Here is a 23,648-nt window from a genome sequence, read left to right as displayed (position 1 = left end):
GAGCTGCCGAAGGCTGCGATCTTTTAGCCTTTGAGCCTGCAAGCCCGTAGATGAGCGATCGCCTGCGGGCTTTTTTGTGGCCTGCTCTGGCCTCTTCGTCGGAACGCCGCCCGGAGCAAGTCCGCTCCCACAGGGGACGTGGTCGTACACAAGATCTGTGTTCACAGAGATAATTGTGGGAGCGGGCTTGCTCCGGGCGGCGTTCCGACGAAGAGGCCGGAACTGACGCCAGATATCTCCATCCTGCAGAAACAACAAAGCCCGCATCTATGCGGGCTTTGTTTCAAATCCATCCAGCCTTAGAAGCGGAACACTTCCATATCCGTACGAATCGGCGCGGCCATCGGGATCTTCGGCTGCTTTTCCTGTTCTACCGCAGGTGCTGGCGCCTTGGCTGCCGGCTTGCGCGGGGCTTCGGCGATCGGCGGCTGATTGGCCAGGGGCTTGAGCGCCACCGACAATTGCTCGGCCAGGCGTTGCAACAACACGCCCTGTGCCTGGACCTGAGCCGCCGTGGTACCGGCATGCTGTTCCTGCAAATGGATGATGCGGTTGTCGCGGACCTGCCCGCGACGGTCGATCAGGCGCCATTGCGCGTCGAGGATCGCCGGCTGTTTTTCACCCGAATCCAGGCGCGTGATAGTCAGCAGGACCTGGACGTCCGGTGTAAAGCCCAGTGTTGCCGGGGCCAGCACTACGCGCTGGCTGTCCAGGCGACCTGCGACCTGACGCAGTAGCAGTTGATCGATATCCGACGAAAGGCTGCCAGCCCAACGACCGTCGGTCGAGGCTTGCAGGCTGCCATCGGGCTGGCGCTGCAACAGGGTTTCGCGTTGCAGGTAGTCGGCCACGGTCACAGGCCCCAACAATACCGCCATGCCCGCGTTCTGTGCGGGCTGAACCGGACTACCCGCGTCCAGCTGATACAACGACACCGGTTGGTGAACGCTGCAACCCGCCAGGCCAAGAACGCCGGCGAGCAAAAGAATAAAAGGAAGGCGCAGAGCAGTCATCGTCCCATCCAGGTGATCGCAAAAAGGCTGATCACAGTGAAAATACTCAATAAATATGAAGAACGCGCGGCAGTGCCGGCGCTTGAAAGGCCATATCATCCGTGAATATGCGTTCCGACTCCAGCGCAAAGCGCCGAACTACGGGTTAAATCGTAGATCGGCGCCTCAAACTCGCGTTCTTCGGTCAACTGAACGCAGTAGCGCTCAGTTGACCGGGCTTTCGACGAGTAGCGCATCTACCCGCTGGAAGCCCCGCGGCAACTTATTGCCACGACGACCACGTTCACCCTTGTAGTGTTCGAGATCGTCCGCTTTCAGTGACAAGGTACGTTTCCCGGCCTGCAACACCAGTGTTGCACCGTCCGGCAATACGGCGATGTCCGTCACATACTCTTCACGACTGGCCACTCGTTCACCGGGGATCCCGATGATCTTGTTGCCTTTGCCCTTACCTAATTGTGGCAGGTCGCTGATCTTGAATATCAGCAGGCGACCTTCGGTCGTCACCGACGCCAGCCAGTTCTGCTCACGATCGGCCACAGGGCGCGGCAGCATGACCTTGGCGTTGTTCGGCAGGCTCAACAGGGCCTTGCCCGCCTTGTTCTTGGCTTGCAGGTCTTCACCCTTGACCACGAAACCGTAGCCGGCGTCGGAGGCAATCACGTACAACGCGTCGTCTTCGGGCATCAACACGCATTCGAAACTCGCCCCTGGCGGCGGCGTCAGGCGACCGGTCAGCGGTTCGCCCTGGCCACGGGCCGACGGCAAGGTGTGGGCGGCCACCGAATAACTGCGTCCGGTGGAGTCGATAAACACGGCAAACTGGTTGGAGCGCCCGGCTGCCAGCGCCTTGAAACCGTCCCCGGCCTTGTAGGAAAGCCCGGTGGCGTCGATTTCGTGGCCTTTGGCGGAGCGAATCCAGCCTTTTTCCGACAGCACCACCGTCACTTTCTCGTTCGGCAGCAGATCGTGCTCGGTCAGGGCCTTGGCTTCGGCACGTTCGACGATAGGCGACCGACGGTCATCACCGTAGGTTTCAGCGTCCTTGATCAGCTCGCTGCGCACCAGTTTTTTCAACTTGGTTTCGCTGCTGAGCAGGGCTTGCAGCTTGGCTTGTTCCTTGAGCAGTTCATCCTGCTCGGCACGCAGCTTCATCTCTTCCAGTCGCGCCAACTGACGCAGACGGGTATCGAGAATGTAGTCGGCCTGGATTTCGCTCAGGGCGAAACGCTCGATCAGCGCGGCTTTCGGGTGTTCCTCGGTACGGATGATGTGGATCACTTCATCCAGGTTGAGGTAGGCAATCAACAAACCGTCCAACAGGTGCAGGCGACGCTCGACCTTGTCGAGGCGGAATTGCAGGCGACGACGCACGGTCTGCACCCGGAACTCCAGCCATTCGACCAGCAGCGCCCGCAGGTTCTTCAGCTGCGGCTTGCCGTCCAGGCCGATGATATTGATGTTGACCCGGTAGCTCGACTCCAGCTCGGTGCTGGCGAACAGGTGCTGCATCAGGGCATCGTGGTCGAAGTTTTTTCGCGCGCCCGGAATGATCACGATCCGGCACGGGTTTTCGTGGTCGGATTCGTCACGCAGGTCGGCGATTTGCGGTGCCTTGGACGGCTTGGCCTGCATCATCGCGGCGATCTGCTCAAGCACCTTGGCGCCCGAGACCTGATGTGGCAGCGCGGTGACGATGATGTCGCCGTCTTCGATGTGATACACGGCGCGCATGCGCACCGAACCGCGACCGGTTTCGTAGATTTTCAGCAGGTCGGCGCGCGGGGTGATGATTTCCGCTTCGGTCGGGTAGTCCGGGCCCTGGATGTGTTCACAGAGCTGTTCGACCGTGGCCTTGGGCTCGTCGAGCAAACGCACGCACGCCGTGGCGACTTCCCGCAGGTTGTGCGGCGGAACGTCGGTGGCCATGCCCACGGCGATACCGGTGGTGCCGTTGAGCAGGATATTCGGCAAACGTGCCGGCAACACCAGCGGTTCGTCGAGGGTACCGTCGAAGTTCGGGCCCCAGTCCGCCGTGCCCTGGCCCAGCTCGCTGAGCAGCACTTCGGAATAGCGCGACAGCCGCGCTTCGGTGTAACGCATGGCGGCGAAGGACTTGGGATCGTCCGGCGCCCCCCAGTTGCCCTGGCCGTCGACCAGCGTGTATCGATAGCTGAACGGCTGGGCCATCAACACCATGGCTTCGTAGCAGGCCGAGTCGCCGTGGGGGTGGAACTTACCGAGCACGTCACCGACGGTACGCGCCGATTTCTTGTGCTTGGAATCGGCGTCCAGCCCCAACTCGCTCATCGCATAAATAATGCGGCGCTGTACCGGTTTCAGACCGTCGCCGATATGCGGCAAGGCACGGTCCATGATCACGTACATGGAGTAGTTGAGGTAGGCATTTTCGGTGAAGTCAGCCAGTGACCGGCGTTCTACACCGTCCAGGCTGAGATCAAGGGAGTCGCTCATGCGGGCCTCATCGGTTCGTTGTCTGGCGCAGCAGCATGGTGCCACCGCGCTGGGTAAATTCAAGTTTGTTCAGTGCGCTCATGCCGAGCAACACCTGATCGCCGTGCAGCCCCGGGGCCACCAGTGCGCGTACATCCCGTAGCACGATGTCGCCCAGTTGCAGGCGCTCGATACGGGTGCGATAGCCCTGGCTCAGGCCGTTGGCCGTGCTCAGGGTCACGCCGAATCCTTCTTCGAGCTTCAAGCGCTTGGCCAGGCCCGCCGGAATCGACACATCGGTCGCCCCGGTATCGAGCATGAAGTCCACCGGCTGGCCGTTGATCTGGCCGCTGGCGACGAAATGCCCCTGCACATTGCTCACCAGTTTCACCTCGATGAAACCTTCGCCCTGCTCCGAACTGACCACCACATTCGGATTTTGCTGACGCGCTTCCCACTGGGCGAAAAACCGCGTGGCCAGAAACAGCGCCGCACACCAGGCCAGCACCATGAACACCCGGCCGATACGCTGCCCCGGGCTTTGTTGTCTCATGGCCTGGCACTCCAGCCACCTTCCGGTGCGGCGAAGCGCCAGACCACCGGGCGGACTTCGCCATCGGCGCGCGCGCCGAAGTTATTGTCGACACCGATCCAGGCGCCATCGGCATCCACGATCAACGCTTCTTCCAGCCCGTAGTTCTGTGAATAACGACGGCTCTCCTCCAACAACTCGGCGGCGTACGACCAGCAGCGCTCGACCTTGGCCGTCTGCGCATCCCGGCGACAGATCTGGAAGGCATTGCGGTCAAGGGTGAACAGCTTGCCGTTGAACAGCGACAGGTCAGAAAAATCCCGCGGGACAGGCTTGGCACGGGGAAACTGCTCGGGCTGCATTTCCATGCCCGCCTCGCTCAGCAGCACGCAACCACCGTCGCAATCCCACAACGTCTGCTGGCGCTTGATCATCAGTAACCCCCGGCCTTGACGCTCGGCGGCGAGCCACATCCGATCCCCCGCCGGATTGATCACCAGCCCTTCGAACAGCGCATTGAATTGCAACAGCAGGCCTCTGGCCCGTGCCTCGCGAACCATCATCGGCGAAATTTTAAGCCAGGTGGCAGGCCCCGTTGGCGGCACTTGCAAGACAGCGGCATGGCCTTCGCTGACGATGTAGCGATTGCCGGCGCTGTCACAGGTGATGCCTTCGAAGTCCAGATCGCCGCCACGCACGAACGAAGCCCCCCAGACGCGAGACTTCAGCCCCCAGGGCAAACCGCTGTCCGGCACCGTCGGTACGTCGATGTGCACCGTTTGTGCCTGCCACACGGATTCGCGGGTATCGAGGCGGTAGATCTGGCCATCGTCGCGGTCGGAAACCGCCCACAGGTCATTGCCGCACTGCGCCAGCCCGGACAGGTTGCCGCCGCGCATGCCGTCGATGACATGCCCGGACAACACGCGCAGCTGTGGCGCCGGCTCGGCGGATACCGTAATCGACGTCAGCAGCAACCCACAGGCCAGGGCAAAGCCCAGACGCATCAGCCCAGCACCTCGGCCAGGTTGCCCTTGGACTCCAGCCAGGTCTTGCGGTCACCGGCGCGTTTCTTCGCCAGCAGCATATCCATCATTTCCGAGGTGGCCTCGAAATCTTCCAGGGTCAACTGCACCAGGCGCCGGGTGTTCGGGTCCATGGTGGTTTCGCGCAGCTGTGGCGGGTTCATTTCGCCCAGACCCTTGAATCGGGTGACCTGCGGCTTGCCGCGCTTCTTCTCGGCCACCAGGCGATCGAGGATGCCATCGCGTTCGGCTTCATCGAGGGCGTAGTAGATCTCTTTGCCCAGGTCGATGCGGTACAACGGCGGCATCGCGACATAGACGTGACCGGCATCCACCAACGGGCGGAAATGCTGGACGAACAAGGCGCAGAGCAAGGTCGCGATGTGCAGACCGTCGGAGTCGGCGTCGGCGAGGATGCAGATCTTGCCGTAGCGCAGCTGGCTCATGTCCGCCGCGCCCGGATCGACGCCGATGGCCACGGCGATGTTGTGCACTTCCTGGCTGGCCAGCACTTCGCTGCCGTCGACTTCCCAGGTGTTGAGGATCTTGCCCCGCAACGGCAGGATCGCCTGGAATTCCTTGTCCCGCGCCTGCTTGGCGGAACCGCCGGCGGAATCACCTTCCACCAGGAACAGCTCGGAACGCATCGGGTCCTGCCCGGCACAGTCAGCCAGCTTGCCCGGCAGCGCCGGGCCTTGGGTAATGCGTTTGCGCTCGACCTTCTTGCTGGCCTTGAGGCGACGGCCAGCGTTGTTGATCGCCAGTTCCGCCAGCAGCATGCCGGTTTCCGGGTTGGCATTGAGCCACAGGCTGAACGCATCCTTGACCACACCGGAGACGAACGCCGCCGCTTCACGGGACGACAGGCGCTCCTTGGTCTGGCCGGAGAATTGCGGTTCCTGCATCTTCATCGACAGCACGAAGGCGATGCGCTCCCAGACGTCTTCCGGCGCCAGCTTCACACCACGCGGCAACAGGCTGCGGAACTCGCAGAACTCGCGCATGGCGTCGAGCAGGCCCTGGCGCAAACCGTTGACGTGGGTGCCGCCCTGGGCGGTCGGGATCAGGTTGACGTAGCTTTCCTGCACCGCGTCGCCGCCTTCCGGCAGCCACAGCAGCGCCCAATCCACCGCTTCCTTGTTACCGGCAAAAGCGCCACAAAACGGCTCGTCCGGCAGGCGCTCGAATTCGTTGACCGCATCCACCAGGTAGGAACGCAGGCCGTCTTCGTAATGCCATTCGACTTTCTCGCCGGTGGCCTTGTCTTCAAAGCTGACCAGCAGCCCCGGGCACAACACGGCCTTGGCCTTGAGCACATGCTTGAGGCGGCTGATGGAGAATTTCGGGGAGTCGAAGTATTTCGGATCCGGCGCAAAGTACACGCTGGTGCCGGTGTTGCGCTTGCCGACGGTACCGATCACTTCCAGCTCGGTCTTTTTGTAACCGTCAGCGAAAGTCATCTGATATTCGTTGCCGTCACGCTTGACCCGCACCCGCACTTCGGTGGACAAGGCGTTAACCACGGAAATACCCACCCCGTGCAGACCGCCGGAGAACTGGTAGTTCTTGTTGGAAAACTTGCCACCGGCATGCAGCTTGGTGAGGATCAGCTCGACACCCGAAACACCTTCCTCGGGGTGAATGTCCACCGGCATGCCACGGCCGTCGTCGCTGACTTCCAGGGAATGGTCGGCATGCAGGATCACCTGCACCGATGAGGCATGCCCGGCCAAGGCTTCGTCGACACTGTTGTCGATGACTTCCTGGGCAAGGTGGTTCGGCCGACTGGTGTCGGTGTACATGCCGGGGCGTTTGCGCACCGGGTCGAGGCCCGAGAGGACTTCGATGGCGTCTGCGTTATAAGAGCTAGCGCTGGGAGTGGCCATGGGGTCTCGTCGTCAGTGTTCGGTGAAAAAAGAATTCATGGGGCTATCGCTCACAATGCGGTGAAATCGATTGCCTGATACAAATCGGCGCCAATGCCGGCAAAACTCAACATGGCCGGCAGTTGCGTGGCAAAACCCTGGAAACCGTGATCGCCGCCGGCCTGGATACGCAAGGCGCATGCCCGGTAATACTGCTGGGCGAGGCGATAGTCCAGCGTTTCGTCAGCTGTCTGCAACCATACCTGATAACGCTGTAGATCCTGGGGCGCCGGCACTTCCAGTTCGGCCAGGGCCGTCACGTGGTCGTGGGTCATTTCCCAGGTCTCTTCGGTATACAGGTTTTTCTGCGTCCCCAGAAAGCCGTCGAACATCCGGTGCGGGCTGACGGCAGGGTTGATCAACAGGGCTTTCAAGCCAAGGCGCTCGGCCAGGTGAGTGGCATAGTAGCCGCCGAGCGAGCTGCCGACCAGCAGTGGCCGCCCCAGCTCGGCAATCGCCTGTTCCAGCTGCTCGATAGCCTGACGCGGATGGTGGTGCAACGCCGGAACGCGCAAGTGTTCGCTCAGGCCCAGACGCTCCATCACCTCGACCAACTGACAGGCCTTCTTCGACAACGGCGAGCTGTTGAAGCCGTGGATATAAAGGATCGAACCGGACATTTGAGCTCCCTGTGCGTCGGCTAAAGAGTCGGAGTTTACAGGGACCTGGGGGAATCGGGGATATCCGCGGAATTCACGGCGTCTGTGTAGACGCCTTCGCGAGCAAGCCCGCTCCCACACTGGGCCTGCGTCGGTCACAAGCCCCCCCCTGTGGGAGCGGGCTTGCTCGCGAAGGGCGCAACTAGGTTTTCCAGAAAAAATGAAAAATCAGTAACCGCTGGAACCGTAATCCACAGTGAAAGCAAACCCGGTCACCCGCTCCACCCCGGTTTCCAGCCGCCCGTCGGGAAGCAACCGCAGCCAGCGATAGCCCGGCGCCTGTTCCCCGACCTTGAAATCCTCGCTGCCGGGTTCGAACTGGATGCAGGTCGACGGCGAGGCGATCAGACGTACGCCGTTACGTAATTGATCGATTTCCTGGTGCACATGCCCCCACAGCACGGCACGCACCTGTGGAAAACGATCCAGCACTTCAAAAAACGCCTCGGGATTGCGCAGACCGATAGGCTCCATCCAGGCGCAACCAATCGAAACCGGGTGATGGTGCAAGCACACCAGATGATGACGTTCCGGCGCTTCGCTCAACGAGCGGGCGAGCAACTGCAGCTGTTCATCCTGCAAATATCCCGGCACCGAGCCTGGCACCGCCGAATCGAGCAAGGTGACCCGCCAGTTGCCGATATCCACCACAGGTTCCAGCAAAGCGCTCTGCACCGCCGCCTCGGCCATGATCCGTGGCTCGTCGTGATTGCCGGGAATCCAGCGCGCCGGTGCGTCGAGCTGACGCGTCATGTCGCGAAATTGTTGGTAAGACTCCAGCGTCCCGTCCTGGGACAGATCACCCGTGGCCAGGATCAAGTCAATCCGTGGCTGTTGCGCGCGCACCAGCTCGATGACCTTTTGCAGGCTGTCGCGGGTGTTCATGCCCAGCAACGCGCCGTCCGCTTCGGCAAACAGGTGGCTGTCGGAGAGTTGCACCAGCAACGCCGGATTGGCGGTGGTCAATGTGGATACGCTCGGCAAGGCGTTCTCCCAGGGCGTGATCACGGGGATGGGTAAGTGCCGCAATTATGCTGGGGGACGATCGAAAGAGGAAATCTGTGAACCTGACGCAGTTCACAACTGCGCTTCACAACTAACGTACGACTTCGTACTCATGCCCCAGCGCCAGGCAATGGCTCAGCCATTCGCCCAGAAACATGTTCAGCTGGGCCTTTTCGTCCGGCTGGTGCATCGAGGCATTCGGGTAAGGATAGATGCCGCGAAAGCGTCGTGCATGTTCGGCGCTGACCACTTCGGCCATGCGCGCGTCGTGATAGACCTGCACTTCCAGTTGCGGCACCGGCAGCCAGGGCAGGCTGTGCTCCTGACGCACTTGCAGGGTCGTGGTGTAAGGACAGGTCAGCAGGACTTCCAGGGCCAGCACACCGAGCATCTGATCGCCATGGGTCACGGCGATGCGCCGCGCGGCGGGCTCGCTGCGCATGTCCGGCAGCAGTCGCATCAAGCGCGCGTAGTTCGCCTCGCAGGACGCTTGCAGCCCCACCAGGTCCACCCGATAGCGATCGCGCAGCTTGTTTACGACCATAACCCCCTCACTTCAACGCGGTTCAAAGCCAGCCATTGCAAGGCAATGATGCTCGCCGCGTTGGCAATACGCCCGTCGCGCACGGCTTGCAGGGCATCTTCGAAAGCCCAGACCGTGACGCGGATGTCTTCTGCCTCTTCCTCCAGCCCATGCAGGCCGCCAACCCCGGTAGTGTCGCAACGCCCCAGGTACAGATGCACGAATTCGTTGCTGCCGCCCGGCGATGGAAAGTATTTGGTGATCGGCCAGAGCGCCCCGATTTCAAGCCCAGCTTCCTCCTGCGCCTCGCGGTGAGCAACTGCTTCCGGCACTTCATCCTTGTCGATCAGACCAGCGACCAGTTCGATCAGCCACGGGTTGTCGGTCTTGTCCATGGCGCCGACGCGAAACTGCTCGATCAGCACCACTTCATCGCGCTGCGGATCGTAAGGCAGCATGCACACTGCGTCATGGCGAACGAACACTTCGCGATTGATCTCGCGGCTCATGCCCCCGGCGAACAATTCGTGGCGCAAGTGCACGCGTTCGAGTTTGTAGAAGCCCTCGTAGCACTTTTCGCGCCGCACGATATCAACGGCGGTCGGAATGGCGTTGGCAAAATCCGTCATGACTATCCTCTTTTACTGCAAGTCCTGTTCGAGGTGCTTTTTTCCTGGGCCTCGACTTCGCGCCATCCTAACGCGCCCGTGACGTTTGATGCAGCCCCTTTCCTGTCAGCGGGATGGACGGTGAGGGCGAAACCCACTCTAATTAGCTTAGTGGCGAACTGACTGCTTTGTTGAGAGTCGAAGCCGGTAACTTTTTGCCTTCCCCTGTTTCAGAAAGGACGCTCATGTCGCTTTTCAAAATCGCCTCCGTGGCCGCTATCGCCCTGACCCTGGGCGCTTGCGCGAGCCTGTTCCAGCCCAACTACCGGACGCCGTTGGAGACCACCCGCGACGCCTCCGAGCAACTCAAGCCCGGTTGCAGCAATCCGGATTGCCCGCTGGTCAACATCGACACCCTGCACTTCCCGGACGAGCCTGCGCTGGACGGAATCATCGAAAAGCGCCTGCTGCAAATGACCCGCACCTCGCCCGACGCGCCGGTTGCCCCGACCCTGGCGGCCTATCGCGAAGAGTTTTTACGCACCGCCGGCCCGCGCTTCAGCAGCTATCTGCAGGCAAAGGTACGTGAGCAGCATGACGGCTTGGTGATCGTCGAATTGTCCAGCTACCTGGACACCGGCGGTGCCCACGGCACCCCAGGACGAGGTTTCATCAACTATTCACGCCAACAGCATAAAGTGCTGACACTGTCGGACATGCTGGTGCCAGGGCAGGAAGACGCATTCTGGAAAGCCGCGCAAGTGGCACACAACAGCTGGCTGATCAGCACCAAGCTCGATCAGGAACCGGAGTTCGTGAAGAGCTGGCCGTTCCAGAAAACCCAGAACGTGGCGCTGACCTACGGCGGGGTGATCCTCAAGTACGAAACCAGCACCATCGCGCCTTACGCGCTGGGCCATGTCGAACTGAAGATCCCCTACCCTCGCCTGAACGGCATCATCAAGCCCGAACTGTTTCCCGGCCGTAACTGAAGGCCCGGCCCAGCACTAGCTGGAGCAACCCTGCCACGACCAGTGCCGGCAGGGTTGCGCCGATATCCGGATACAGGTTGGCCAACAAGTGATAGGTGCTGACCCCGCCCAGCCAGGCAAGCAGCGCCGGCCAGCGCAGTGCGGCCGAGGCCACCTGGGCGCTGCGCTTGCGCAGGATGAAGTGGTCAACCAGCACCACGCCGAACAACGGCGCAAACACCGAGCCGATCAGCAGCAGGAAGTTCTGGTACTGGGCTAACGGCGCCAGCAGGGCAATCAGCGTGCAGATAACGCCGATGGCCAGGGCCAGGTGCTCGACCTTGGCGCGCAACAGAATCCCGCTGGACACCGCCGCCGAGTGAATATCGGCAAAGGCGTTTTCCGATTCATCCAGAAGAATCAGCAGCAGCGGAATCCCCAGGCCGGCACCGGCCAGCGCCAGCAGCAAGGCATTGACTTCACCGCTCGGCGCGAACGCCAGGGTATAGGCCACGCCCAGGCTCATCAGCCAGAAATTACCGATGAAGAAACCGATGGCGGTGCCACCGAAGACGTTTTTCGCCCGCTTGCCGAAGCGCGAGTAGTCGGCGATCAGCGGCAACCACGACAGCGGCATGGCAATGGCGATGTCGAAACCCACGGCGAACGGCATCGAACCGTCACCGGCCTGGGCCCACAATGCGGCCAGATCAGCCTTGGCGAACAGGTTCCAGGTCAACCAGGTGCACGCGGCCAGCAGCAGCCAGATGCCCCATTTGCGCAGGATCTGCCGGACGAACGTCAACGGGCCGCTGACAGCCAACAGGGTCGCCAGCGCACCGAAGAACAGCGTCCACATTATCGGATTGGACAGCCAGCTACCGTCGCTGAACGCCTTTGCGCCCAACAGACTGGCGGCGTCGCGCATGACGATGATTTCGAACGAACCCCAGCCGATCAATTGCAGCAGGTTCAGCACCGCCGGCAGGCTCGCGCCTTTGGCGCCGAGGCTGAGCTTGAGCGCGGCCATCGACGACAGGCCAGTGTCACTGCCAATCACGCCAACCGCGGCCAGCAGCAAAACGCCGACCAGGGTGCCGAGGAAAATCGCCAGCAACGAACCGGACAGGCCCAGGCCTGGCGCGAGCAATGCGCCGGTCTGCAACACCATCAGGCCGATGCCGAGGGAGAACCACAGGGAAAACAGGTCGCGACCGCCGAATACACGATTGTCGGTCGGCACCGCGATATCGGGAGAATAAGTGCTGGGTTGAATGCTCAAGGGTGTTATCTCAGAGGGACACATTTTGTTATTCGGATCTTCGCTGACTGGTCTGACGCCATCGCGAGCAAGCTCGCTCCCACAGAGGAATGCATTCCAATGTGGGAGCGAGCTTGCTCGCGATGGCGGCGGTGAAAACACCGCCGACCTCAGCTCAGATCAAACTTTCTGATACAGCTGACTGCCTTCCTGCTTGAAGCGCTCGGCCTGTTCGGCCATGCCCTGGGCAACGTCCACGTCGACCGCTTCGATCCGTTGGTTGGCCGCATACTCGCGGACTTCCTGGGTGATCTTCATCGAGCAGAATTTCGGCCCGCACATCGAGCAGAAATGCGCGACCTTGGCCGAATCCTTCGGCAGGGTTTCATCGTGATACGAACGCGCGGTGTCCGGATCCAGGCCCAGGTTGAACTGGTCTTCCCAGCGGAATTCGAAACGCGCCTTGCTCAAGGCATTGTCGCGGATCTGTGCGCCCGGGTGCCCCTTCGCCAGATCGGCGGCATGCGCGGCGATCTTGTAGGTGATGATCCCGGTCTTCACGTCATCCTTGTTCGGCAGGCCCAGGTGTTCCTTCGGTGTCACGTAGCAGAGCATGGCGCAACCGAACCAGCCGATCATCGCCGCACCGATGCCGGAGGTGATGTGGTCGTAGCCCGGTGCGATGTCGGTGGTCAGCGGGCCGAGGGTGTAGAACGGCGCCTCGTCGCAGCACTCCAGCTGCTTGTCCATATTCTCTTTGATCAACTGCATCGGCACGTGGCCCGGGCCTTCGATCATGCACTGCACGTCGTGCTTCCAGGCAATCTTGGTCAGCTCGCCAAGGGTCTCCAGTTCGCCGAACTGCGCTTCGTCGTTAGCGTCGGCAATCGAGCCCGGACGCAGGCCATCGCCGAGCGAGAAGCTGACGTCGTAGGCCTTCATGATTTCGCAGATGTCTTCGAAATGGGTGTAGAGGAAGTTCTCTTTGTGATGCGCCAGGCACCACTTGGCCATGATCGAACCGCCACGGGAGACGATGCCGGTCACGCGCTTGGCGGTCATCGGCACGTAGCGCAACAGCACGCCGGCGTGGATGGTGAAGTAGTCGACGCCCTGCTCGGCCTGTTCGATCAGCGTGTCGCGGAACAGCTCCCAGGTCAGGTCTTCGGCCACGCCGCCGACTTTTTCCAGGGCCTGGTAGATCGGCACCGTACCGATCGGCACCGGCGAGTTACGGATGATCCACTCGCGGGTTTCGTGGATGTGCTTGCCGGTGGACAGGTCCATGACCGTGTCCGAACCCCAGCGAATGCCCCAGGTCAGTTTCGCCACTTCTTCTTCGATGGACGAACCCAGGGCGCTGTTGCCGATGTTGCCGTTGATCTTCACCAGGAAGTTACGGCCGATGATCATCGGTTCCAGTTCGGTGTGGTTGATGTTGGCCGGAATGATCGCGCGGCCACGGGCGATTTCGTCACGGACGAATTCGGGGGTGATGATTTTCGGCACGCTGGCGCCGAAGCTGTGGCCGGCGTGTTGCTGGTCCAGCAGGCCGGCGGCGCGGGCCACTTCCAGCTTCATGTTTTCGCGGATGGCGACGTATTCCATCTCGGCGGTGATGATGCCTTGGCGCGCGTAGTGCATCTGGCTGACGTTGGCGCCCGGCTTGGCGCGACGCGGGTTGTTGACGTGGGCGAAGCGCAGCTTTGTCAGCTCAGGATCGGCAAGGCGTTCCTGGCCGAAATTCGAACTCAGGCCGCTCAGGCGCTCGGTGTCGCCACGGGATTCGATCCACGGCGAACGCACGTCGGCCAGGCCTTTGCGCACGTCGATGATGACGTTGGGGTCGGTGTACGGGCCCGAGGTGTCGTACACCACGACCGGTGCATTGATCTCGCCGCCGAAGTCGGTCGGCGTCACATCAAGGCTGATTTCGCGCATCGGCACGAGGATGTCCGGGCGAGTGCCCTGGACATAGATTTTTTGCGAGCGGGTAAACGGCTGAACCGATTGCTGATCGACCTTGGCCGAGTCACTCAGGTTGGTGGCGATTTTTGATTTTGTAGTCATCACGGGCTCTCCAGACACACATCCAGGCAGTGGATTTTTGTCGGAGCGAACCTGTAAACGAATGGACGCACGGGCGCTGGAGAAACCAGCTGTGCTGTGCTCAGTGCTCGAGGGGTGTTCGATTGTCGAACAACATCCCGGACGAAGCACAAGAGGACTCGCCGGGTGACGAGAAATCTTGTTCCCTACGCAGGCGCTAACCTGATCAGGTTCAACGGGATCCGAAATTATTCGATCTCAGCCTCATAGCAAGGCACCCCGACAAGAACCCGGCCAGTCTAGACACAACTGGCAAAGAACGCCAACCCCACTGCAATTACCGTGATGAATGGCGTAATTACACGCAGTATCAGGATTGTTGCGGCCCCAATGCACAACTACACTCGCTACGCTGAGCCGCTCATTGACGCTGTCAAACCATGGCCTTAGCCTTGGCGCTCAAATTACCTCTGTAATATCAATTCTAGGGATCGTCTATGCTGCGCAAACTCTCACTGGCCCTCGCCGTGTCTTGTGCGTCCAACGGAATGGCCTGGGCAGCAGATGCGCCCTTATCGGCCAAGACGGACCTGGTCAGCGTTTATCAGGAAGCCGTCAACAACAACGCCGACCTGGCGGCTGCCATCGCCCAATACGGCGCGCAGAAAGAAGTCGTGCCCCAGGCCCGCGCCGGGCTGCTGCCGAACCTCTCGGGCGGCGCCAATGTTGCCGAGGTGCGTACGTCGCTCGATCAACCTTCGGGCACGACCAACCGCGATGCTCATTCCTACCAGGCCACTTTGGCGCAACCTTTGTTCCGCGCCGATCGCTGGTTCCAGTTCCAGGCCGCCAAGGAAGTCAACGAACAGGCTGCCCTGCAACTTTCGGCGACCGAGCAAAACCTGATCCTGCAAACCGCTGACAGCTATTTCAACGTGCTGCGCAGCCAGGACAACCTGGCCTCGACAAAGGCCGAAGAAGCGGCGTTCAAACGCCAGCTCGATCAATCCAACGAGCGTTTCGATGTCGGCCTCTCGGACAAGACCGACGTATTGAACTCACAGGCCAGCTACGACACCGCACGCGCCAACCGCATCGTTGCGCAGCGCCAGGTGGACGACGCCTTTGAAGCATTGATCACCCTGACCAACCGCCAGTACAACTCGATCTGGGGCATCAGCCATAACCTGCCGATCCTGCCGCCAGTACCGAACGACGCCAAGGCCTGGGTCGAAACCGCGGGCAGGCAGAACCTCAATCTGTTGGCCAGCAACTATGCCGTCAGCGCCGCCGAACAAACTGTCAAGCAGCGCAGGTCCGGGCACTTGCCAACGGTTGACGCGGTCGCCAAGTACGAGAAAGGCGACAACGATGCGCTGGGCTTCAGCAATCCGGTTCCCTTGGGCCAACCCTACGGCGGCAACGTCGAGCAAACGACCGTGGGCCTGCAACTGAATATCCCGATCTACAGCGGCGGCCTGATCAACTCCCAGGTGCGTCAGTCCTATGCACAACTGGACCAGACCGAGCAGCAACGCGAATCCCTGCGCCGCAGCATCGTGGAAAACACCCGTGACCTGCACCGCGCGGTGAACACCGATGTCGAGCAGGTACAGGCGCGCAAGCAATCGATCATCTCCAACCAGAGCGCTGTGGAAGCGACTGAAATCGGCTATCAGGTGGGTACGCGAAACATCGTCGACGTGCTGGATGCGCAGCGTCAGCTCTACACCTCGGTACGCGACTACAACAACACCCGTTACGACTACATCCTCGACAACCTGCGCTTGAAGCAACAGGCCGGCACGTTGAATCCGGGGGATCTGCAAGTCCTGGCACGCTGGCTCAATCCGAACTACAACCCGGACAAGGACTTCCTGCCACCGGATCTGGCCAAGGCGGCAGAGGAGCAGTTGAAAGCGCGACCTGATCAGTAAAAACCAAAGATCGCAGCCTGCGGCAGCTCCTACAGGATGAATATCAATCCCGTGCAGGAGCTGCCGCAGGCTGCGATCCTTTTCTGTCCGACGACTCGGTCTATTGGCCGATCAACCGCCCCAACCCGTCCAGCAAGCGCTGCAATGCGCCCTGATTGGTGCGCATCACTTTCAACCCGGCCTCTGCCATGCGCTGCGCATCTCGCGGCAGTTCGAACAGCCGCTGCACCGCCACCGCCAGCCCTTCGGCATCCTCCACTTCCTGCAACGCCCCGGCAGTGCGCAACTGCGCGGCAATTTCGAGGAAGTTGAAAAGATGCGGACCGCTCAATACCGGTTTAGCCAAGGCTGCTGGCTCCAGCAAATTATGCCCGCCATTCGGCACCAGGCTGCCGCCGACGAATGCGCTGTCAGCCAGGGCGTAGAGAAACAGCAACTCGCCCATGGTGTCGCCCAGCAGCACTGAAGTATTTGCGCTGACCGCATCGCCACTGGAACGGCGGACCGTGGCAAACCCCTGTTGCTGGCACAACCCGAACACCGAATTGAAGCGCTCCGGATGACGCGGTACCAGAATCAGCAGGGCATCGGGGTGACTGGCCAACAACTGACGATGAGCCGCCAGCACCACCTCGTCTTCGCCGTCATGGGTACTGGCCGCGATCCACACCGGTCGTTCCAGTGCCCGCCATTGCCCGCGCAGTTCAACAGCGCGTTCCAGCAGTTGCGGGTCGATGGTCAGGTCGAACTTGATCGAACCGGTTACTTCGACGGTTTCGTTCCGGGCGCCCAGGTTGCGCAAGCGTTGCGCCTCGGCTTCGGTCTGCACCGCGAACAGGCTCATCTCGGCCAGCATCGGCTGGGTCAGCCTGGGGAACCGGCCATAGCCCCTGGCCGAACGCTCGGACAGCCGCGCATTGGCCAGTGCCACGGGGATCCCGCGCTTGGCGCATTGATGGATATGGTTGGGCCACAGTTCGGTTTCCATGATCACCGCCAGTTTCGGCTGGACCCGATCGAGGAAGCGCCGGGCAGCGCAAGGCAGGTCGTAAGGCAGATAACAGTGCTGGATGCGCGGCTCATTGGCGAACAGTGCATGGATGCGTTCCGAACCGGTCGGCGTCATGCAGGTCACGGTGATCGGCAGATCCGGATAACGCGCCAGCAAGGCGCGGATCATCGGCGCGGCCGCAATGCTTTCGCCCACCGACACGGCGTGCACCCAGATGCCGCCCGGTTTCATCGCCGGCATTCCGTAGGAAAAGCGCTCGCCGATACGCCTGGCATAAGCCGGCGCCTTGCGCGCGCGCAGCCAAAGCCGAATCGCTACCAATGGCAGCCCCAGATAAAACAGCGCGGTGTAGAGAGTTCTATTCATGGCGGCGGAGTTTATCGGCTTTTTTCGCCTATCGCCTGCAAGTGCACGGCAAAACGTTCGGCGAGCCAGCGCGCGGCCGGACCGAGCGGTTCATCCCGGCGCCATACCAGCTCCACCACCAGGGCCGGCGGGGTCCACTCGCTGACCAGCTCGACCATCTGGTTCTGATAGGTCGGGTACTGCACTACGTGGCGCGGCAACCAGGCCCAGCCGAGGCCGCGCACCAGCCATTCGGCCATCACATAGAAACTGTCGGCACGCCAGACCTGCGGGCTGGCCGGATCACTGCCGGGATAAATGCTCGACTCCGTGGACATCAGCAACTGCCGATGTTGCGCCAGCTGCTGGCCGTCCACTGCACTTTTGCGCGCCAACGGATGATCCTTGCCGCACACCGTAACCATTTCCACGCTGCCCAGCACCCGCCGCTCAAGCGCCTCGGGAATCTGATCGTGAAAGAACAGCAACCCCAAGTCGGCGCGCCGCTCCACTAGTTTGCGCGCCACATCGCCTTGGGCGGCGCTGGTCAACTGCACTTCAAGGCTGGGAAATTTTTCCGCCAGGGCCTCGAAGCTTTCGATGATCGGCTGATAAGGCATCGCCTCATCCTGCGCCACACGCAGTCGCGCTTCCTGCCCGCGCATCATCGCCAGCGCCCGGCCATTGAGTCGTTCGCACTGGCGCAATACTTCCCGCGCTTCGTCCAGCAAAGCGGTACCGGCTTCAGTGAGTTTCGGCTGACGACCGCTGCTGCGGTCGAACAGGCTGACGCCCAGGTCTTCTTCCAGCAACGCTATCGAACTGCTGACCGCCGACTGCGCCTTGCGCTGATCCCGCGCCACGGCAGAAAACGAACGCTGCTCCGCTACGCTGACAAACAACCGCAGCTGCTCCAGATTCCATTGCATGCTCATGGCCCAACCCATCTTCTAAACAGATAGGTAATGACTTTACCGCATCTGGCGAATCTCTAGAATGCCGACCTCAGAGAGCAACACTTCACACGAGGATTGACCCATGACCGCTTACTACTACCTGGCCATAGCCATCTGCGCCGAAGTGATTGCCACTGTTTCGATGAAAGCGGTCAAAGGCTTCAGCACCCCGCTGCCACTGGTGCTGGTCATCGTCGGTTACGGGATCGCCTTCTGGATGCTGACCCTGGTGGTGCGCAGCGTTCCGGTGGGCGTGGCGTACGCCGTGTGGGCCGGCATGGGGATCGTGATGGTCAGCGTCGCCGCGCTGTTTATCTATGGGCAGAAGCTGGACGTGCCGGCGATGCTGGGGATGGCGTTGATTGTGCTGGGCGTCGTGGTTATCCAGCTGTTCTCCAAGACTGCCGGGCATTGATAAAAAGATCGCAGCCTGCGGCAGCTCCTACAAAGGCAGACCGGACCCACCCGTAGGAGCTGCCGCAGGCTGCGATCCTTTTCCCGTCTCAGCTCCAATCCATGAATCTGTATACTGCGCCCTCGTCTTGAACACTGAGGTCGCCGAATGCCATCCGTTATTTCCACCGACGTGCTGATTGTCGGCGCTGGTGTCGCCGGCCTCTGGCTGAATGCGCGCCTGCGTCGCCAGGGTTTTTCGACCGTGCTGGTGGAAAGCGCCAGCCTCGGCGGCGGGCAGAGCGTGAAGTCCCAGGGCATCATCCATGGCGGCGCCAAATACGCGCTGCATGGTGCCCTGACCGGTGCCTCGGAAGCCATCGCCGACATGCCACGTCGCTGGCGTGAAGCCTTGGCCGGTAACGGCGAGCTGGACCTGTCCGGCGTACGCCTGCTGTCCGAAGCCCATTACCTCTGGTCCCCCGGCACCCTCGCCGGCAACCTCACCAGTTTCTTTGCCAGCAAAGCCGTGCGCGGTCGCGTCGATCAGGTCAAGGGCGAGCAATTGCCGCCAGCCCTGCAAGACAAGCGCTTCAAGGGCAAGGTCTATCGCCTGGCGGAACTGGTGGTCGATGTGCCGAGCCTGATCCAGCGCCTGGCCGACCTGGCCGGCGATGGCTTGCTCGCCGGCCAGACGATCGAGCCGCTGCTCGAAGGCGGCGTGCTGGTCGGCCTGAAGGTGGACGAGCGCGAGATCCGTGCCCAGCGCATCGTCCTGAGCGCCGGCGCCGGAACCGCGGCATTGCTCGAAACGCTGGGCCTGAGCCAGCCCGCCATGCAGCGCCGCCCGTTGCACATGATCATCGCCAAGGGGCCAAGCCTCAAACCGCTGTACGCCCACTGCCTGGGTGGTGGCACCAAACCGCGCATCACCGTGACCACGCACCCGGCGGCGGATGGCCAATGGGTCTGGTACCTGGGCGGCGATATCGCGGAATCCGAAGGCGTGACCCGTGAGCCCGCCGAGCAGATCGCCACCGCACAGAAAGAACTCGGCCAATTGCTGCCATGGATCGACCTGAGCACGGTGCAATGGGCGACCTTGCGCGTGGATCGCGCCGAACCGCTGCAATCAGGCCTGACCCGTCCCGACAACGCCTTTGTGGCCGAGGAAGGTCGACTGCTGGTGGGCTGGCCGACCAAACTCGCCCTGGCGCCGGACTTCGCCGACCGGGTGATCGCCAGCCTGACCCGCGACCGTATCCAGCCGAGCCACCCGGCAGCGCTGCCTGAACTGCCTAAGCCACCGATGGGCGTACCTGCCTGGGAGCAACTGCTGCCATGAGCCAACCGACCCTGCACGACTTGCATCGCCCGCTGGGCAGCACCGGCCTGCTGGTTTCCCCCCTGGGCCTGGGCACGGTGAAACTGGGCCGCGACCAAGGGGTGAAGTACCCCAACGGCTTCCAGATTCCCGATGACGACGAAGCACGCATGCTGCTCAAACTCGCCCGCGACCTGGGCATCAACCTGATCGATACCGCCCCGGCCTACGGTCGCAGCGAAGAACGCCTGGGCCCGTTGCTGCGCGGCCAGCGTCAGGATTGGGTGATTGTCAGCAAGGTCGGCGAAGAGTTTGCCGACGGCCAGTCCCGTCACGATTTCAGCGCCGCACACACACGTATGTCGGTGGAGCGCAGCCTGCAACGCCTGGAAACAGACTTCATCGACCTGGTGCTGGTGCACTCCGATGGTAATGACCTGGCGATCCTCAATGACTGCGAAGTCTATGACACCCTCGCCGAGCTCAAGGCCGAAGGCAAGATTCTCGGTTTCGGCTTTTCCGGCAAAACCGTCGACGGCGGCCTGAAAGCGCTCGAGCAAGGCGACTGCGCGATGGTCACCTACAATCTCAACGAACAAAACGAGAAGGCCGTCATTGACTATGCTGCTGCACACGGCAAAGCCATTCTGGTCAAGAAAGCCCTCGCCAGTGGTCATGTCTGCCTGAGTCCGGGCGTGGATCCGGTGCGCGCCAGTTTCGAGTTGTTGTTTGAACATCCGGGTGTTGCCAGTGCTATTGTCGGGACCATCAATCCGCTGCACCTCGCCCACAATGTCGCGACCGTTGCCCAGGTCCTACGTAGCCACTGACGCCGCCCACGCGGCCTTAAGCAGGAGCCGACATGTCGCGTACGCTCATCAGAAAGAACCCGAGCAACTTCAAGACCCTGCCGTTATTCGTCGAAGCGACCCCCGAAGGCCTGGCTTACCAGAGCGTCGGCAGGCCGCTGAATTTCTCCCAGACCCTGCAACGTCGTCGGCCGGTGACGGTTGGCGACAGCGAACGGTTTGCCCTGGAACTGGCCAACCTCGGGGTTTCGGTGCGCCTGACCCTGCATTGGCAGAATCGCGACTATTGGGTGCTGGTGCGCCAACGCCGGCAGGACCGCGGCGATGTGGTGCTCAAGCTGATCTCCGGGTACGTGCCGGCCCATGAACTGAACCTGCCCTTGCACACGGCGATCCAGGAGATAGCCGAAGAGTGCCTGTTGGAAACCCCGGAAGGCTGGCTCGGTGGGCGCTTCAATGACACCTGGCTGCCGACGCCCTACTCGGCCGCCCTGCATTACCGCGAAGCCCTGCCGTTTCGCTTGTCGCCACTGTCCGGCTCGGCGCGGCCGGTACGTTGCGCCAACCTGATGCTGATAGAGCGCCCGCGGGCTTACGTGCATTTGCCAACCGCCTCGCTGCAACTGATCTACGACTTGCGCCTGGACGTTCCCAAGGATGCCAAATCCCTGAGCCTGTTCCATGTCGACGAACGACTGGAAGGTGATCAACTCGTCGCCCGCCTCGACCGCAAGCGCCCCGATCTGTACTTGATGCCCTTGCAGGACGGCCACCCGATGGCTGAGCTCTACACCTTGAAAAAGGATCAGCTATACCCTGCCAGCACGCGCGGACTGTACCTGGCCGAGAGTTTTGCCCGACAGGAGGGCTGGCTGGTTCGCGACGAACGAATTCGCTGGAAGGACTGGGTGAGGCAGCAGGGTCTGACCCCGCCGGGGAAGGATTCGGGCCTGGCGCGATTGCGCGGCAAGGCCAAATTGCTGCTGAAGAAAATTGTGCCGCGCAAGGCGGCACGATAGCAAGAACCAGGAGCGGGGCTTTTGTGGCGAGGGAGCTTGTTCCCGCTCGGCTGCGCAGCAGTCGTGAAACCACCAGACGCGGTCCGCCTGAAAAACCGCGGTGCATGGCTTTGGGGCCGCTGTGCGACCCAGCGGGAGCAAGCTCCCTCGCCACAATCAAGACTTGCGGATCTTCTCGACAATGGCAGTAGTGGAGCTGTTTTCCACCAGCCCCAGCACTTTCACGGTACCACCGTAGGCCGTCACAATGTCCGCGCCGACCACCTGGTCGATCCCGTAGTCGCCGCCCTTGACCAACACGTCCGGCTTGACCGCGCTCAGCAGGTTTTCCGGAGTGCCTTCCGAGAAGCTGATCACCCAGTCAACCGCCCCCAGGCCGGCCAGTACGGCCATGCGCCGGTCGACACTGTTGATCGGACGGCCCGGCCCTTTCAGGCGGCTGACCGATGCATCGTCGTTGATCGCCACGATCAGGCGATCGCCCTGGGCCCGCGCCTGTTCCAGATAGGTCACGTGACCGGCGTGCAGGATGTCGAAGCAACCGTTGGTGAACACGATCCGCTCGTTGTGCGCGCGGGCGTCATCGACCGCCAGCAACAGCTGTTCAAGACCCAGCACTCCACGCTCGGAACCCTCCTCGCGCTGAATCGCACGACGCAGTTCCGGTGCACTGATGGCTGCCGTACCCAGTTTGCCGACCACGATACCCGCCGCCAGGTTAGCCAGGGCCACCGCATGGGGCAGTTCTTCGCCAGCGGCAATCGCGGCCGCCAGGGTGGAAATCACTGTGTCACCGGCACCGGTCACGTCGAACACTTCACGGGCCCGGGCCGGCAGGTGCAGCGCCGGATGATCCGGGCGCAGCAAGGTCATGCCGTGCTCGCCACGGGTCACCAGCAAGGCACCGAGGTCCAGATCGTGCATCAACTGCGCGCCCTTGCTCACCAATTCGTGCTCGTCGGCGCAACCACCGACGATGGTTTCGAATTCGTTGAGGTTTGGCGTGATCAGGCTCGCCCCGCGGTAGATCGAGAAATCCTTGCCCTTGGGATCGGCCAGCACCGGGATGCCACGGGCACGGGCGGCCTGGATCAGCGCCTGATGGTTTTTCAGCGCGCCTTTGCCGTAGTCGGACAGCACCAGCACCTTGATGCCTTCGAGCAACTCGTCGACCTGCGCGGCCAGCGCCAGCGCGTCGGTGGCGAAGGGTTCTTCGAAGTCGATACGCAGCAGTTGCTGGTGGCGGCTCATGACCCGCAGCTTGACGATGGTCGGCTGGTGCGCAATGCGCTGGAAGATGGCCCGCACGCCGGCGCCCTTGAGGCTGTTGACCAGGCTGTTGGCGGCTTCATCGTCGCCGGTTACACCGACCAGCGAGGCCGGAGCCCCCAGGGCGGCAATGTTCAAGGCAACGTTGGCAGCACCGCCCGGGCGGTCTTCGATGTGATCGACCTTGACCACCGGCACCGGTGCCTCAGGAGAAATCCGTGAGGTACCACCATGCCAGTAACGGTCGAGCATGACATCGCCGACTACCAAGACAGGGGCTTGATCGAATCGCGGCATGGACAACTTCATGGTGCAACCCACATACAGAATGAACAGGGGCGCGATATTAACACAGGGTTGGTGTCGGCTAGTGCGGTGGCTGCAACCGGATGATTCGCCGGGGTTTATTGCTCATTTTTTGAGCAAAAAATCCGCCAGACGACAGCACGTTGCCGAGATTTATTCCGGCTTGGTCAAGAAGCGTAATGGTCTGGATACAAATCACCGGACGCGTTGCACGCCAGGAGTGCGAAAGGGCGAGCCAGGCTCGCCCTTTCGG

At 61.7% G+C, this 23,648-nt stretch carries 20 protein-coding genes and 1 riboswitch; of the genes, 6 read left to right on the top strand and 14 right to left on the bottom strand.

The features are described 5' to 3' along the window. Nucleotides 1–299: 299 nt before the first annotated feature. The 9 genes from ACMDB8_RS01975 to ACMDB8_RS01935 form a co-directional block, all read right to left on the bottom strand. Nucleotides 300–1,013: a PqiC family protein gene (locus ACMDB8_RS01975; protein WP_056725495.1), complete on the bottom strand. Its 714-nt coding sequence runs from the start codon at nucleotides 1,011–1,013 to the stop codon at nucleotides 300–302. A 204-nt stretch (nucleotides 1,014–1,217) separates the two neighbouring features. After that, nucleotides 1,218–3,488 (bottom strand): DNA topoisomerase IV subunit A, encoded by a 2,271-nt coding sequence (gene parC, locus ACMDB8_RS01970; RefSeq protein WP_095943185.1) that lies wholly within the window; start codon nucleotides 3,486–3,488, stop codon nucleotides 1,218–1,220. Nucleotides 3,489–3,495: 7 nt separating this feature from the next. Continuing rightward, nucleotides 3,496–4,020 (bottom strand): retropepsin-like aspartic protease family protein, encoded by a 525-nt coding sequence (locus ACMDB8_RS01965; RefSeq protein ID WP_056725499.1) that lies wholly within the window; start codon nucleotides 4,018–4,020, stop codon nucleotides 3,496–3,498. After that, nucleotides 4,017–5,006 carry an esterase-like activity of phytase family protein gene (locus ACMDB8_RS01960; RefSeq protein WP_056725501.1) on the bottom strand — a complete coding sequence of 330 codons (990 nt, stop codon included), beginning with the start codon at nucleotides 5,004–5,006 and terminating at the stop codon, nucleotides 4,017–4,019. The genes ACMDB8_RS01965 and ACMDB8_RS01960 overlap by 4 nt, the downstream gene beginning before the upstream one ends. Continuing rightward, a complete protein-coding gene (parE, locus tag ACMDB8_RS01955) occupies nucleotides 5,006–6,910 on the bottom strand; it encodes a DNA topoisomerase IV subunit B (protein WP_056725503.1) in 1,905 nt (634 codons plus the stop codon). Before parE ends, ACMDB8_RS01960 begins: the two co-directional genes overlap by 1 nt. Nucleotides 6,911–6,960: 50 nt before the next feature. Next, the gene (locus ACMDB8_RS01950; protein WP_409078568.1) at nucleotides 6,961–7,569 is read right to left on the bottom strand and encodes a YqiA/YcfP family alpha/beta fold hydrolase; all 609 of its coding nucleotides are present in this window, start codon (nucleotides 7,567–7,569) and stop codon (nucleotides 6,961–6,963) included. A 207-nt stretch (nucleotides 7,570–7,776) separates the two neighbouring features. Then, complete coding sequence (cpdA, locus tag ACMDB8_RS01945) at nucleotides 7,777–8,592, bottom strand: 3',5'-cyclic-AMP phosphodiesterase (protein ID WP_409078567.1); 816 nt, start codon at nucleotides 8,590–8,592, stop codon at nucleotides 7,777–7,779. A 112-nt stretch (nucleotides 8,593–8,704) separates the two neighbouring features. Further along, entirely contained in the window at nucleotides 8,705–9,157 is a 453-nt protein-coding gene (locus tag ACMDB8_RS01940) for a DUF1249 domain-containing protein (protein ID WP_007977461.1), read from the bottom strand. After that, nucleotides 9,148–9,765 carry an NUDIX domain-containing protein gene (locus tag ACMDB8_RS01935; protein ID WP_056725510.1) on the bottom strand — a complete coding sequence of 206 codons (618 nt, stop codon included), beginning with the start codon at nucleotides 9,763–9,765 and terminating at the stop codon, nucleotides 9,148–9,150. The genes ACMDB8_RS01940 and ACMDB8_RS01935 overlap by 10 nt, the downstream gene beginning before the upstream one ends. Nucleotides 9,766–9,989: 224 nt before the next feature. Between ACMDB8_RS01935 and ACMDB8_RS01930 the strand changes: the two genes are divergently transcribed. Beyond that, entirely contained in the window at nucleotides 9,990–10,736 is a 747-nt protein-coding gene (locus tag ACMDB8_RS01930) for an RsiV family protein (RefSeq protein ID WP_102669298.1), read from the top strand. On the opposite strand, the gene cytX is transcribed toward ACMDB8_RS01930, so the two are convergent. Continuing rightward, nucleotides 10,705–11,997 carry a putative hydroxymethylpyrimidine transporter CytX gene (gene cytX, locus ACMDB8_RS01925; protein WP_409078566.1) on the bottom strand — a complete coding sequence of 431 codons (1,293 nt, stop codon included), beginning with the start codon at nucleotides 11,995–11,997 and terminating at the stop codon, nucleotides 10,705–10,707. The genes ACMDB8_RS01930 and cytX overlap by 32 nt on opposite strands. Before the next feature lie 159 nt (nucleotides 11,998–12,156). Then, nucleotides 12,157–14,046: a phosphomethylpyrimidine synthase ThiC gene (gene thiC, locus ACMDB8_RS01920; RefSeq protein WP_056725516.1), complete on the bottom strand. Its 1,890-nt coding sequence runs from the start codon at nucleotides 14,044–14,046 to the stop codon at nucleotides 12,157–12,159. A 165-nt stretch (nucleotides 14,047–14,211) separates the two neighbouring features. Then, nucleotides 14,212–14,317: riboswitch (TPP riboswitch) on the bottom strand. Nucleotides 14,318–14,522: 205 nt separating this feature from the next. Between thiC and ACMDB8_RS01915 the strand changes: the two genes are divergently transcribed. Continuing rightward, nucleotides 14,523–15,962: a TolC family outer membrane protein gene (locus ACMDB8_RS01915; protein ID WP_056725518.1), complete on the top strand. Its 1,440-nt coding sequence runs from the start codon at nucleotides 14,523–14,525 to the stop codon at nucleotides 15,960–15,962. Between the two features lie 100 nt (nucleotides 15,963–16,062). Here the strand turns inward: ACMDB8_RS01915 and waaA are convergent, their stop codons facing one another. Together waaA and ACMDB8_RS01905 are read right to left on the bottom strand one after the other, a co-directional pair. Then, nucleotides 16,063–17,340, bottom strand: a complete 1,278-nt coding sequence (gene waaA / locus ACMDB8_RS01910; protein ID WP_223541738.1) for a lipid IV(A) 3-deoxy-D-manno-octulosonic acid transferase — start codon at nucleotides 17,338–17,340, stop codon at nucleotides 16,063–16,065. Nucleotides 17,341–17,351: 11 nt separating this feature from the next. Further along, a complete protein-coding gene (locus ACMDB8_RS01905) occupies nucleotides 17,352–18,254 on the bottom strand; it encodes a LysR family transcriptional regulator (protein ID WP_177336476.1) in 903 nt (300 codons plus the stop codon). A gap of 103 nt (nucleotides 18,255–18,357) precedes the next feature. Between ACMDB8_RS01905 and ACMDB8_RS01900 the strand changes: the two genes are divergently transcribed. The 4 genes from ACMDB8_RS01900 to ACMDB8_RS01885 all read left to right on the top strand — a co-directional run bounded on the left by ACMDB8_RS01900 (nucleotide 18,358) and on the right by ACMDB8_RS01885 (nucleotide 21,820). Further along, nucleotides 18,358–18,690 carry a DMT family transporter gene (locus ACMDB8_RS01900; protein ID WP_015093202.1) on the top strand — a complete coding sequence of 111 codons (333 nt, stop codon included), beginning with the start codon at nucleotides 18,358–18,360 and terminating at the stop codon, nucleotides 18,688–18,690. 147 nt (nucleotides 18,691–18,837) lie between these two features. Then, entirely contained in the window at nucleotides 18,838–20,013 is a 1,176-nt protein-coding gene (locus ACMDB8_RS01895) for an NAD(P)/FAD-dependent oxidoreductase (protein WP_409078565.1), read from the top strand. After that, entirely contained in the window at nucleotides 20,010–20,822 is an 813-nt protein-coding gene (locus ACMDB8_RS01890; protein WP_056725522.1) for an aldo/keto reductase, read from the top strand. The genes ACMDB8_RS01895 and ACMDB8_RS01890 overlap by 4 nt, the downstream gene beginning before the upstream one ends. Nucleotides 20,823–20,854: 32 nt before the next feature. Further along, nucleotides 20,855–21,820, top strand: coding sequence for a metal ABC transporter ATPase (locus ACMDB8_RS01885; RefSeq protein ID WP_223541741.1), 966 nt, complete (start codon nucleotides 20,855–20,857; stop codon nucleotides 21,818–21,820). Nucleotides 21,821–21,976: 156 nt separating this feature from the next. Here the strand turns inward: ACMDB8_RS01885 and hldE are convergent, their stop codons facing one another. Next, a complete protein-coding gene (gene hldE, locus ACMDB8_RS01880; RefSeq protein ID WP_046039763.1) occupies nucleotides 21,977–23,398 on the bottom strand; it encodes a bifunctional D-glycero-beta-D-manno-heptose-7-phosphate kinase/D-glycero-beta-D-manno-heptose 1-phosphate adenylyltransferase HldE in 1,422 nt (473 codons plus the stop codon). Between the last annotated feature and the right edge of the window lie 250 nt (nucleotides 23,399–23,648).

It is taken from the genome of Pseudomonas monachiensis (genome assembly GCF_047345015.1).
GTDB lineage: Bacteria > Pseudomonadota > Gammaproteobacteria > Pseudomonadales > Pseudomonadaceae > Aquipseudomonas > Aquipseudomonas monachiensis.
Note: the sequence above shows the minus strand (reverse complement) of the source record. Positions and strands in the feature narration are given on the sequence as shown.